The organism is Pseudomonas juntendi (genome assembly GCF_009932375.1).
Taxonomy (GTDB): domain Bacteria; phylum Pseudomonadota; class Gammaproteobacteria; order Pseudomonadales; family Pseudomonadaceae; genus Aquipseudomonas; species Aquipseudomonas juntendi.
Window position 1 is genome coordinate 18,129 of record NZ_BLJG01000038.1, and the last position, 12,671, is coordinate 30,799.

At 53.4% G+C, this 12,671-nt stretch carries 9 protein-coding genes and 1 other RNA gene; 2 read left to right on the top strand and 8 right to left on the bottom strand.

Annotation, left to right across the window (positions count from 1 at the left end):
* Positions 1–411 precede the first annotated feature (411 nt).
* Entirely contained in the window at positions 412–1,011 is a 600-nt protein-coding gene (locus GYA94_RS05425) for a hypothetical protein (RefSeq protein WP_161891931.1), read from the top strand.
* Positions 1,012–1,050: 39 nt separating this feature from the next.
* On the opposite strand, the gene GYA94_RS05430 is transcribed toward GYA94_RS05425, so the two are convergent.
* The 3 genes from GYA94_RS05430 to GYA94_RS05440 are packed head-to-tail and all read right to left on the bottom strand — an operon-like array spanning position 1,051 to position 3,165.
* Positions 1,051–1,299: a hypothetical protein gene (locus GYA94_RS05430; protein ID WP_161891932.1), complete on the bottom strand. Its 249-nt coding sequence runs from the start codon at positions 1,297–1,299 to the stop codon at positions 1,051–1,053.
* Between the two features lie 34 nt (positions 1,300–1,333).
* Positions 1,334–2,791, bottom strand: a complete 1,458-nt coding sequence (locus GYA94_RS05435) for a relaxase family protein (RefSeq protein ID WP_161891933.1) — start codon at positions 2,789–2,791, stop codon at positions 1,334–1,336.
* Entirely contained in the window at positions 2,791–3,165 is a 375-nt protein-coding gene (locus GYA94_RS05440; protein ID WP_161891934.1) for a hypothetical protein, read from the bottom strand. Before GYA94_RS05440 ends, GYA94_RS05435 begins: the two co-directional genes overlap by 1 nt.
* A 472-nt stretch (positions 3,166–3,637) precedes the next feature.
* Here GYA94_RS05440 and GYA94_RS05445 point away from each other — a divergent pair, with 472 nt between their 5' ends.
* The gene (locus GYA94_RS05445) at positions 3,638–4,273 is read left to right on the top strand and encodes a hypothetical protein (protein WP_161891935.1); all 636 of its coding nucleotides are present in this window, start codon (positions 3,638–3,640) and stop codon (positions 4,271–4,273) included.
* 538 nt (positions 4,274–4,811) lie between these two features.
* On the opposite strand, the gene GYA94_RS05450 is transcribed toward GYA94_RS05445, so the two are convergent.
* From GYA94_RS05450 to GYA94_RS05470, 5 genes are all read right to left on the bottom strand, one after another.
* The gene (locus GYA94_RS05450) at positions 4,812–6,635 is read right to left on the bottom strand and encodes a replication endonuclease (RefSeq protein WP_161891936.1); all 1,824 of its coding nucleotides are present in this window, start codon (positions 6,633–6,635) and stop codon (positions 4,812–4,814) included.
* A 124-nt stretch (positions 6,636–6,759) separates the two neighbouring features.
* Positions 6,760–8,655, bottom strand: coding sequence for a site-specific integrase (locus GYA94_RS05455; protein ID WP_161891937.1), 1,896 nt, complete (start codon positions 8,653–8,655; stop codon positions 6,760–6,762).
* A 129-nt stretch (positions 8,656–8,784) separates the two neighbouring features.
* Positions 8,785–9,183: a transfer-messenger RNA gene (ssrA, locus tag GYA94_RS05460) on the bottom strand.
* Between the two features lie 99 nt (positions 9,184–9,282).
* Positions 9,283–9,573, bottom strand: a complete 291-nt coding sequence (locus GYA94_RS05465; protein WP_009685320.1) for a PA2433 domain-containing protein — start codon at positions 9,571–9,573, stop codon at positions 9,283–9,285.
* A gap of 275 nt (positions 9,574–9,848) precedes the next feature.
* The gene (locus GYA94_RS05470) at positions 9,849–12,659 is read right to left on the bottom strand and encodes an FAD-binding and (Fe-S)-binding domain-containing protein (protein WP_161891938.1); all 2,811 of its coding nucleotides are present in this window, start codon (positions 12,657–12,659) and stop codon (positions 9,849–9,851) included.
* Positions 12,660–12,671: the final 12 nt, after the last annotated feature.

Sequence of the window (12,671 nt, forward strand, 5' to 3'; positions counted from 1 at the left end):
GTGCACACCTCAGGCAATGTGAAAACTGGGGCATTTACCGGTAATGTCTCCGGTACGATTACGAGCAGCGACCAGTTTACGTTCAGAGTGGGCACTACCCCCGCGATGTTTAAATACGAAGGCGGCGTTAGTATTCGAGAAGGCGATGAAATCGTAGTCGTGGGGCGTATGAGGAAAGGACAGCTAGAGACATACGCTTTAAAAAATCTCTCTACCGGGGCGACTTACGATCACTTTAACTCTTTCATATATTACAGTCTGTGGGTGCTCCTACCGGTAAGTATCGGCCTCATCATTATGGTTTTCGGTATCTTATTAACGCCTGTTTGTATATTTCTTCTCAATCTTTACCATACGATGAAGTATTCAGCACTTATGGTCGAGTCTTATAGTAGTTGATGGTGGGGAGCTATGGGTAAGCAAAGTTTGAGTTGTCTCAAAATATCAGTCATTGCGTTGGGGATGATACCTGCAATGGCTAGTGCGGACTTTTGCGACGTACTTGCAAAAGGTGCTGCTGAAAGCTGTCGCGTTAATGTCCGAAGCATGGGGGCGACTATTCACGGGAACTGGTTGCGGTTGAAGCCTGAGATCGCCAGTCAGTCAAGTACAGGGACGAAGGGCCGCTTCGTCTCAGGCACAACACCTGCGATCGGTACGCTTGGTGTACCGCACCAAGGTAAGCTCAAGCTCACAATAGATTGCTTCGTCGGTAAGCGCTCTATGAGAATCGATGCTTTGCCTTACATGCTTGGCCTATCAAATGGTGCTAACAAAACATTTGATATAACGTTCAAAATTGATAACAGACCACCGTTCTCCGAGACCTGGCCTCTCGACTGGCAGCATGCGGAGCTAAAAGCCCCTGCCGGCAGTCGGTTGGCAAATGAACTTCAGCGATCCGAAAAACTTGTTGTTACTACCCAGGGAATTGTTGGTCGTAATTCGTCGGTAGGCTATGTTTATAGCACTTCGGGATTCGATGAAATGAATGCCGGGCTCTGTAAGTGAAATTCATGCCTCGTTAGTCGAGGCATTTTGTTCGTCTAGCTAAGGTGAGAACGAATCCGTAGTAGTTGTGTTTTTGTGAATCGTTCTTCCGCTTGTCACACACTTACTATTTACGCCTATTTCTGTAAGGGTCAATTCCGGAAGTTCGTGCTCGGTGAGTATGTTTTCTGTTAAGGCTTTAAACATTTCCATCAGCTTAGCTTGTAGTTCTAACTGTTTTTCTAGTATTTCATAAGACTCGCGAGCCAAATCTATTACATCTTGTTCAAGTGCTGTGCGTTGTTGCATTAGTTTCTCTCCAGTTTATAATTTTGGTCATGATTCATATGCTCAGATCGTCATTAGCTTTCCGTTGATTCCGTAAAGCGTCTTGCTTCGCTCTCGTGGCAGATCGTTGTGCTGATTCGACAGCTTCGTGACGTTTAGCCGTCAAGATTCGATCGCTCTCAGCGTCCCCTGTATCCGCACCTGCAATACCCCCTGCGACATCACTGATGGCGAGCCCAGCCGTGCCGACGCTCGCTAGGGGAGCACTACGTGGAGTTCCATAAGGAGACTTCACAGTTGGGCTTGTAACTCTTGTATGTGCTGATTGAGCAATTTTAGTTCCAGCTTCAAGGACTCGACTTGCTGTAGTAGCTGATTGTTGAGTGTTGTAGATAACTCGCTCTGCTCGTGCAATAACTGAATTAGCTTCTTTTCCAAAACCGTCACTTTTAATTACCTCATTGTTATTAGTAGTAGGTGGGTTGCTAAGCTTATTAGCGAAATTGCTAGAGCGATTTTCATGGATTGTGATGATATCGCCGCGTTTTGTGCTGTTGAATTTTTGTGTTTCCGAATAGCTTTTTCCAGATCTAACAACGCCAAGTGTTTTTTTGAAACGCTTTTCGATAAAGTTTTGACGCTCTCGTACTGCTTGCTTATATCGTTCAGCAACTGCTGGTTTTGCGAGATAAGCTGCTCGTTCTGCACTCTTTGTTTTTGTGTCTGTAAGCTCAGCTGAATTAGTGAATTGTCTGTCATAAATTTCTCCCTTCAGTCTTATAGATTTATCCTCCCCCGGCGGCTTCATCGATACGTAGTTATCGCCAATTCGAGTTATTTCAAATCCCGCTCTTCTTGCTAAATGAATCAATTGGTCCCGGTTGTCAATTGCACCCTCTATAACGGCTTCTTTAAAGAAGTTATTAAGCGTGTCACGTGTCGCTTTTTTATCAGATGTTTCCCAATGAAGTTCTTTCGTCGCTCTAGCACGCAAGGGGTCTCGCGGATCGTCCAGGCCGTACTTCACATTGATGAGGTCGACCAGGGCGTCCATTTGGCGAAATTTTCCTTCGCCGGGAGGCGCAGGATTCCATGCCCTATCCACTTCATAGTTGTGCCTCGGCAGCACGTAATGCAGCTCAAGCCGATCCAAATGACTCTGCTTCACGATTAAGATATGCTGGTGTTCTGGTGCAATCCCGGCAAACAACATTTCTTTAAGCCGACCATTAATGTCCGCAATCGCTTCACTTAGTCCAGATAGCTTGAGCTTTTCAGTGTCAGCATGGGTGAACGACAGCACGCCAGATGTGTATTTATGCTTGTGGTCGAGCGCATCGATCATCTGTACCATCAACGCTGGATCACCCTCGATGACTTCCGGCAGCGGATCGCGAGGCAGCCATATGCCTTCTTCTTTGTCACGATACTGGTCGTCAATGAAGTAATCGACAGGCCCGCTACCGCCGCCTCCACCGCTGCCTGAGTGCCTACTAAAGCCGTGCATGGCCATCAGTCTTCTCCCAGCGTTTCGGCTTTCAGCTCGGCAACAGAGCGCTCGATGTCGATCAAGGCGGTGAGAATTTTGACGCTGTCGCTGTTGGCTTTGAATGTGTTGCAGTGCTTCGCAATCATGTTCAGCTGTGCGCCGAATTTGTTGTAAGCAGCCGTCAATGCCAGCAGCTCTTTCGAGTTTTTCGGCGCATCTATACGCCGAACGGTTATCGTTGAATTCCTCGCAGATTGCAGTAGCAATTGTGACAACGACATAAAATTGTCAGCCGCTTTTTTCTCAAGTTCGGACTTAAGTGCTTTCCTCAACTTTACGTGTATGCGTGTAGTTGACAGTGGTTTGTTAGCACTCGGTGCGTTTTCTTGTTCGCTCATATAATACCCATTCTTATTGTTTTTATGGTCTGGGGTGTGGGGGAACCCCACGGTGTGCAGGGTTCTAGGGTGAAACCCTAGCAAGGATCAGGGTGTACGAAGTACACACCCTGAGTAGCCTTGTTCTTAGTTGGTTTCGTTACGCAGTTTTTTATTGGCACGATACCGTCGCGCCCTTTGAGCGGCAGACATGGGCTGCTCGAATAGAGGTTTACGTCCACGTTTCTGTATTGGATATACAGCGTCAAACATGTCGGGAGTCGTATGGTCTTTTAGATCTTTAGCCATTGCAGTGTCCTTTATTATTGTTATTTTGTTTATTATATCACGTATTTTGTTATTTTAATTTCGCGTAAAAGTTTGTGTTATTGACATAGAAGTTGTCGATTGGTTGTTCTTGAGTCTATAGTTATTATTTATTTTTAGATTTGCAATCTCTCAGTTATGGTAGGCGCAGTCAAGTGGAGGGCGTATGCGTTATAAGGTGCCGGGAATAGCCATAAAACTAACTGGTGACCACCGTGTCTGTATATATTCAGTTGCGGAAGAGTTGTTCTTGCTGGCAGGGAATTTGCTCTGCCTAAAAAAATATTGCGCTACCTTAATGCAGGATTCGGTAAAGTTTGAGCAATGGCCTGGCGGGCTTAAAACAGAAGTCGCGATCTTTTCATGTCAGATTCGAGCGTTAGAAGAGATTTACGCCAGAAGACTGCGTGAATTGCGTCTTGTAGACCAACCGGGCTCGAATGTTGTTTCGCTCAAACCACGCAGCGCAGTCAGCGTCGTTCCGTGCCCACTATCATTAGCACAGCGACGGCAGAAGGCCTTCAAGACCAGGGAGGAGATTTATGTGTTCGTGCTCGGTATGTGCGGCGTAGGCCTCCATCGCTACTGTGAGGCACGTACGGTTGATTTGGACGCTGTCTTCAAGCCCATTGAGGATTGGTGGCGGCAAGTGGTGGTTGCTCAGGAACTCTGTACCCGTCTCCTAGCGCACGTCTCGGCAGGTCCTGGACGGCTGTGGCCAGGTGATTGGGTGTCAGGTCTGGAGGGGCTTAATCGTGAGCTTACACGGGCTGTGTGGCGATACCGGAGCAAGCGGGCTTGAATGAAGCGGAGCAGGTCAAGGCAGGGCAGCCGCTGTTGGCTGCCTTGTCTTGCCCTGCTGATCGGGGGAAAGGGGGGAACCCCCGGCAAGGGGTCAATAGGGCTGGTCAATTGTTTGTGTGATTGACATAGGTATTGACTATCAAATTCAGGTTTTTCGATCCAGATATACAATTGGTGGTTATGAAAATGGTTCGCTAATATGAAGTCATCTAAAGTAGCGAGGCATATTAAGAAAGTGATTGGCCACTAGATCAATTGATCTAAACCTACTGCTGAGTAAGCAGCTTAGAAAACCAATAGTGAATCTATTAATGAGATGTAAATCTGATCATTAAGCGATCGCTTGAGTGAGCCAATCACTTTCTTAATTTTCCTTGCCTGTTAAGCGCAAATCTTCAAAGATTGCGCTTTTTGTGCATGTTTCTCTGATGAACTTAGACACGTCTATCTTGAGCCGCTGTCTAAACCGCCCGCTCCGCTGGGCGAATTCGCCAGCGTAGCAGGCGGTCGAAAGTCAATGGAGCTGACAGTGTTTGTCAGGTTGTCAATAATTCGATGATCTCATTCGCACTTAGGGATGGCCCCGCTTCGGTTTTTGTCTGAATGTCAGTGTATTTGACAAAGAATCGCTTTGGCTGCTGATGTTTGATGAGGTCTATCAGTTCCGACGCGGTCGGTCTTGGATCACTATAAATAACTGTAACTGGCTCTTTAAAAATTTCATCCCATGAGGTATCGAAGTCTGACACCTTATTTGTGATAAACGTATCGCGTTCAACCTTGTCAAGCTCTTCATCAGTTGCCCAGTACTGAACCTCTTCCAGCAAATCCTCAAGGTTTCGGCTGATTTCGTATTCCGGAAGATAGTAAGCGAATCCACAATTGAATAGGATGCCGGTTATTCGTGACGACGGTTCGCCAAAACGGTTTAAGTATGGCTCTTTGATCAGCTCAAATGAATCAGAAAATTTGGTGATGAGGTTTTTGAACCCTATCAGATTTCTGTCGTTCTTATCCTTTTTGCCGTTATTGTACATTCTGCATGCTAAAAGCGACTGGCGTACTGAATCACTAGCGAACTCGTCAACATTTTCTTCGATTTTGTTAATGATGCGATATTTGGTTAGGGTATTGCTGATGCCGAAACATTGAAATTGCCTAATTCGCTGCGCCCGTAGAGCTGCGGTGACTCGATCAATATGTTTTAAAGTTGACTGATCATTATCTAGTCGTTTTTCGTCTTCTTCATTAGGTGCTAATCGGGCATCCTCAAATTTTGAGCTGTTAACTGTTTTGGCGACGTATTTGAAAAGATAGCTACTTGCTTCGCCGCGTGCCCGATCCACTTTCTCGTAGTCCCACTGTCTTCGCGCAGGAAAGTATTCATTTGCCAAACTCTGAAATTGAGCAAAGCGTTCAGGCGTGGTGAAGAATAATAAATGCCAATGGGCGCAGCCGTCTTTATGCGCTTCTACAAAGCGCATGCCGAAAAAAGTGTCAACAGATAACGGGCATTTTAGTTTGGCAAGACGCGCTCTGATTCTTTTCCAGCGGTCTTGAATGTACTCGTGCCCACTCCGCAACCGCTCTTGATCGTAGCTGCGCTTGCCTAGAGCCGGGTTCGGGTGATAATTTCCGGGCGCTGTAAACGTCACAAAATACCCTTCAAAACCTGCATCATCAGCAACCGATTGCAGGTTCTTTGAGATATGGAACAATTGATTGAACCGTCGTTGCTCTTGATCTTTAGCGATATCCGCGAGGGTGATGATTTGGCCTGAACCGACCCTGGAAACATAGACGCCTTCTAGCGTTTTCAGGCTGATTGCTTCCTGAGTTTTTCTAAACGTAAGCGTTTGATCTGAGCAGTAGGGCTGATCAGTCTTTCCGCCTACCTTACGCCTATTGGCTTCAGTATTGATTCGCTCCTCATTAGCAATCTTAACCAGTTGCTTTTTAATCGAGCGGTAATCGCATGCCCTTGCCAAAGATTGCTCTATAGGTAGCTCGAAACTGATGGGTATCCACTTCTCGCTCTCTTCAAGAATGGCCATACTCTCGATGACCTCACGTTGATATGCACCGAGTTCTTCAGTGTTGATATACTCCATCATTTCGAGTACGTTAAGCCGCCTCAATGATAACGAGTGGATGTGGGTCAGATCCTTTGCTATCCCAGAAATTTGTTCTGGTGTTGCGTGTTTCAAGTACACAGCGCGATTGAGAACCACGGGTGGTGGGATTTTTCCCGCAGAAAGCAGTTCAAGCTCGTTATCATCAAAGTATGAAAGAGCTTTCAGGAAGTGTTTGAACTCTGGACTGAGAGTTTTGTGGTAAGTAGTTAGAGTGTTTTTATTCATGGCGTTTATTTTTGTTATTATTATTGTAACGCAATTTGTGGCGATTTTTACTTGACCTGACAAAATAAAAATAGGTGCTATATAAGCACCTATTTAGGTTCGTCATTCGCCAAAAGCGTTCTAGCTATGCAGTCTGAGTCTGCTGCTTGCTGTGTTCTTTAGCGAATGCTCGTTCTGAGCGAGCTAATGCGGCATGGTTAGACGCTTTAAATACCTTGTAGTCGATGTGCGCCAGGTCCAGCTCATAGAAAACGCGGTTGACCTTTTCCGCTTTCTCCTTGAGTTCAGGACCATCGCCGTAGCGGTCAGCTTCGCTGACATTTTCCTTTTCGTGCCCGGTGATGGCTTCGATGTCATAGCCACTGTCCACCCCGCAAGCTCTCATTCGGTCGATGAACGTATGCCGGAAGGCGTGATAGTCCCGTCCATCATGCTTTTCTCGGTGGATACCCACGTCGTACAGGTAGCCCGTGCCAGGAGACGTAGGAGACGGCAACCGAGTAAAGAAGCGCGTGGCGGTGTTGCCCCAGCCATTCTTGTTGTAGTGCAGGCCATCGAACAGCATCTTGGCTTTTTTCTTCCTACGCTCTTCTACATAGTCGATGAAGCCAAGTTCGATCAGGTGCCGGTGTACGGGCACCCGCCGTTTCGACGCTTTGTTTTTTAGCTTCCGATTGAGCGCTGCTTCCTCCTCGATCTTGAAGTGCCAGATTCCCGAGGTGCTGCGCTCCACGGCTCGCGTGGACAGGCCGCAAACTTCATCAATCCGCATGCCGCTGTAGATCCCGATCAGTGGTAGCCAAAACTGGTAGGGATGGATCTCCTTGCGCGGGCTCAGTTTGCTTGGGTGATACAGATAGCCATCGAAAATGGCCTGAAGTTCATCGAGGCGATAGGACTTGGCCTTGGTCTGGTCCAGTGGGGTAGCTTTCTTTTGCTTGTTGGAAATCTTGCTGAAACGAGGCTTTTTGATTTTGTCTGGGTGTACCGCCGTGTACCCTTGTCTGTACGCGAACAGATGCAAGGAATGGAGACGGATTGAGTAGGCACTGGCCGTCTCGACACTGATGGCAGTGTAGTCCGCATCCGTAGGTATCAGATCCCCACGTTTCGCCTTATCGCAGTTCAAACCCCGTACTGCGCCCAGCTTGATTTTTAACACGGTTCTGTGGAGCTGCTCGAAATCGTCCTTGGTGAATTCTTGGATGGGTTTGCGTTCGCTCAGTACGGTCAGCACACGGGAGTGGCGCTTATATTCTGAATGCGTGCTTTTGGTCAGAGGCCCCTCCAGCTCCTCGGCATCCACTTGCTGGAGGTCATGCAGCGCCAGCAGGGTCAATGTCGGAGTGGGGGGAGTAGGGTCGGAAGCTGATGGTGACGGCGCTCGCTCGTCCTGCTCAGGTGCCTTGGTGGTGCCTCGTAGGCTTTCGGACATTTCTTCATGTTTGCTGTAGATCGCGTCTCGGAAGACTCCCTCGGCAATCTCCAATGACGATCGGCTAATGGTGCCGTCCGCTTGCCGGGCGCCATTGATCTCCAGTGCCGTGTTTTCCGCAAAGGTCAGCAAGTCGTTCAGGATTGAGTACTGATCCTGGGCGCTGCCACTTAGGGGGAGCGCAGTGCCTTCGAGTTGCAGCGTGATGTAGCGCATGGCTTCTTCGACCAGGACATTGCGCAGGCGCCGTTCAAGGGCAAGCTTAACCGCATTCGAGCTGTCCGGAAGCCGCGCAGCTTTCTGCAACACCTGGTCAAGCTCGCGGTTTTCAGCTTGAAAGTCCCGCACCATTTCTTCCTTGAGTGCTTGGTACTCGGCGAGAGAGGTGGGGAGGGAGTCAGTCATGGTCGGGCTCAGGCTCAGGTACAGATTGAGACTGCTTATATGCCGACTGGCGCGCTGGATAGCAAGCCGTTTGCTGTGGGTGTGCAGGGATACACGCTTGCCCTGGTTGAAGTGGGCAAGGTGTTTGGGCAATCGAAGGTAATAGAGGCCGTGACGGCTTCGTTCGATGTAGCGAGGCATGGCGCACTCCTGGTGAGTGCGTCAAGGGTGGCATGCCGCCCATTCCTACCGCCTTTTGCCGCCCCAAGATGAAATCTTGGAATACCGCCTTGGAAAAAAGCCTTAAAAATGAACGACTTACAAGAAAATTGGTGGAGCCGGGGGGATTTGAACCCCCGTCCGCCAGTACTCCGCTGTCGGTACTACATGCTTAGCCGTGTCTACTGATTTAATCCGCAGCCGCCCGACGGGCAGGGTGCTTTGGATGAGTTGTGTAAGTTTTAGTCACTTCGCCCACAACGTGCTACGCGACGATCCTGTTCTGTATGACAATCAGTTCGGGTTTACAGGCATCCCCTAGTGATTGCTGGAGCCGAAGCTACCAGAAGCAACGGATCAAGAGGACTGCTTACGCAGCCAGCTTGTACTCCGCGCCGAAGGTTTCGTCATTGGCAACTATAGAAGTTGCAACAGTGGATTTACGAGTTCTGTTACCAACTCGGCATGCACCTAGAGTTTCGCTACCGGCGTCGAATCCTAATCGGCCCCTACACTAGCTCTTGGCTAACGCACCTTACGGCACGTGAGCAGGAGTATACGCCATTGTGCGGGCGACGTCGACAGCTGGTCCTGTCGCCCGCCCAGGGCTTAGGCGCCGCCGCTGCCCGAACCGCTGCCTTTCTCGGTTTTTTCCAGGCGCTCCAGCACTTTGCTGGTGATGGCGATGCATTCCTTGGTGTCACCCGAGGCCTGGGCAGCCTTGGCTTTGTCGACGTGCTCGGTCACGGCTTTGTCCAGGCCTTCGGAGGTGGCGCCGGCGGTGGCCATGCTGTCGTCGATTTTTTGCAGGTTGATGGCGCACAGGTCGTCAGCAGCGAACACCGGCGAAGCCAGCAGGGTAGCGGCCGCGAACAGGGCCGAAAGCGCGGTACCTTTCATGGGAGTCTCCTCTGGGGCCTCGGGAAGGTGGGCCTAAAGGATGGACCTTGGCAGTTTTGCAAGGGTTCAATCTTGTTCGTGCTCCGGGGGCGGGGTTGTTTGCGAGAGGGGGGCTTGCCCGCGAACACCGGCGTAGCAGGTGCCAGCTACCGCGCTGGGGTTTTCGCGGGCACGCCCGCTCCCACACAGGGCGCGTCGCGCTTACGGATTGAGTTCTCTTCGCGACAGCGCAGCCCGTTGGGCTGCGTTATCTCCCACAATGGATCGCGCAGGCTTCAGAGGCTGCGGGGGCGGGTGACGCGGTCCACCAGGTAGACCAGGCCGTGGTAGTCGATGCCGCTGTGGCTGCTCAAGCCGATCTCGCAGGTGCGGCTGGTGGAAATGCCTTCGCTGCAGTACTGCACCGCATCCTTCAGGCTGCGCAGCGAGTGGGCGTTGAGCTCGGGGGTGGTGAAGCCCTTGTCGCCAGCGAACCCGCAACAATGAATGCCTTCCGGGATGACTACCTGCTTGCTGCAGCGCCGGGCCAGGTCGATCAGGGCCTGGCTTTCGCCCAGGTGCTGGGTGCTGCAGGTCACGTGCACGGCCACCGGCTCATCCTGGGGGGTGAACTCCAGGCGTTCGAGCAGGTGCGTGCGTATGAAGCGCACGGGGTCGTACAGGTCCAGCCGGGTGTCGCCCAGGTCTTGTACCAGGCGCAGGGTGCAGGGGCTGGTGTCGCAGTAGATCGGGTCAAGGCCGCCGCGGCTGGCGTGCAGCAGGGCGTTGATCAGCTCTTGGCGCTTGTGTTCGGCCTGCTCGGGGTAACCCTTGGACGCGAACGGCTGGCCGCAGCACAGGCTGTCGGCGTTGTCGGGGAACACGACCTGGTAGCCGGCCTTTTCCAGCAGGGCGCGGGTCTTGTCCAGCAGCGAGCTTTGCTCGCGGTCGGCATAGGCCGGGCCCATTACCCTGGACACGCAAGCCGCCAGGTACACCACCCGTGGGCGGGCGTCGTTGCTGGCCTGGCCGAAGGCGACCGGGCGCAGCGGTTGGGGCATAGCGGGCGTCCACTGCGGCAGGCGGCCGTTGCTGGCTTTGCGCAGGGTGGCGCTCAGGCGGCCCAGGCGTGGGGCGCCGAGCAGCTTGCGCGCGCTGTTGGCTGCGGTCAGGGTCAGGCGGGCGCCGCCCAGTGCGGTGGGGAAGTGCTCGGCCAGCCAGTTGGCGGTGTTGCCGTGGTCGGCAGCCTGGCTGCGCAGTTTTTTCACCAGCTCGCCGGTATTGATGCCCACCGGGCAGCGCTGGGCGCACAGGCCGGTGGCAGCGCAGGTGTCGATGCCTTGGTACTGGTAGGTGCGCATCAGCTCGCGGGTGTCGACGCCGGCGCGCTGCTTGGCCTGGATGTCCCGCCACATCACGATGCGCTGGCGTGGGCTGAGGGTCAGGCCCTTGGACGGGCACACGGGTTCGCAGAAGCCGCACTCGATGCACTTGTCGACGATTTCGTCGGCGGCGGGCAGTGGCTTGAGGTTTTTCAGGTGGATGGCCGGGTCGTCACTCAGCACCACATCGGGGTTGAGGATGCCGTTGGGGTCGAGCAGGCGCTTGAGCTGCCACATCAGTTGGTAGGCGTCGTGGCCCCACTCCAGCGCCACGAACGGTGCCATGTTGCGCCCGGTGCCGTGCTCGGCCTTCAGCGAACCGCCAAACTCCACGGCCACCAGCTGCGCCACGTCGTCCATGAATGCCTGGTAACGGGCAACCTCTTCGGCGCTGTTGAACCCTTGGGTGAAAACGAAGTGCAGGTTGCCTTCCAGGGCGTGGCCGAAAATGATCGCTTCGTCATAACGGTGCTTGTCGAACAGCTGGATCAGGCGGTTCACGCCCTCGGCCAGTTGCTCGACCGGGAAGGTCACGTCTTCGATGATGACGGTGGTGCCGGTCTGGCGCACGGCGCCGACGGCGGGGAAGGTGTCTTTGCGGATTTTCCACAGCTGGTTGTACACCGCCGGGTCTTCGCTGAAGTCCACGCGCTGCTCCAGCGGGAAGTCGGCGATCGAGGCCATTACCTGCTGCAGTTGCTCGTGCAGCAGGCTCTGGCTGGCCGCGCGTGACTCGATCAGCAGGGCGCAGGCGTTGGCCGACAGGCCTTTTACCCACAGCGGCATGCCGGCCATGTCCTGCACCGAGCGCAGGCTGCGGCGGTCGAGCAGTTCCACGGCCGACACCGGCTGGCGCTTGAGTACCGGCACCGCGCGGCAGCAGCTTTCCACGCTGGGGAACACCAGCAGGGCGCTGGCCTTGTGCGGGTGGTCGGGCACGGTGTTGTAGGTAACAGCGCTGATGAAGCCCAGGGTGCCCTCGGAGCCGACCAGCAAGTGCTGCAGAATATCCAACGGCTGGTCGTAGTCCACCAGCGCGTTCAGCGACAGGCCGGTGGTGTTCTTCAGCCGGTACTTGTGTCGGATACGCTCGGCCAATGCCGTGTTGGCGCGGGTTTCGCGGCCCAGGCGGGCCAGCGCTTGCAGCAGCTCGGCATGGCTGGCTTCAAAGGCCGCCACGCTGGCCGGGTCTTCGCTGTCCAGGCGGGTGCCGTCTGCCAGTACCAGGCGCATGCCGGCCAGGGTGTGGTAGGTGTTCTGGGCGGTGCCGCAGCACATGCCGCTGGCGTTGTTGGCGACGATACCGCCGATCTTGCAGGCGTTGATCGAGGCCGGGTCGGGGCCGATCTTGCGCCCGAACGGGGCCAGCCAAGCGTTGGCCTGGGCGCCGATCACCCCGGGCTGCAGGCGGATCTGTTCGCCTTGGCCACGGATCTCGCGGTCGTTCCAGTTATCGCCCAGCACGATCAGCACCGAGTCACTGATGGCCTGGCCAGACAGGCTGGTGCCGGCGGCGCGGAAGGTGACCGGCACCCGGTCGCGTTGGGCCAGCTTGATCAGGCCGACCACTTCGTCTTCGGACTCGACACGCACCACCAGCTTGGGGATCAGCCGGTAGAAGCTGGCGTCGGTGCCGAAGGCCAGGGTCGAGGTGGGGTCGTCGAAGCGGCGTGCGGCGGGGATCAGGCGCTCGGCATCACGCAGAAACGCGGCGGGCAGGCTCATGCAGTCTCCTCG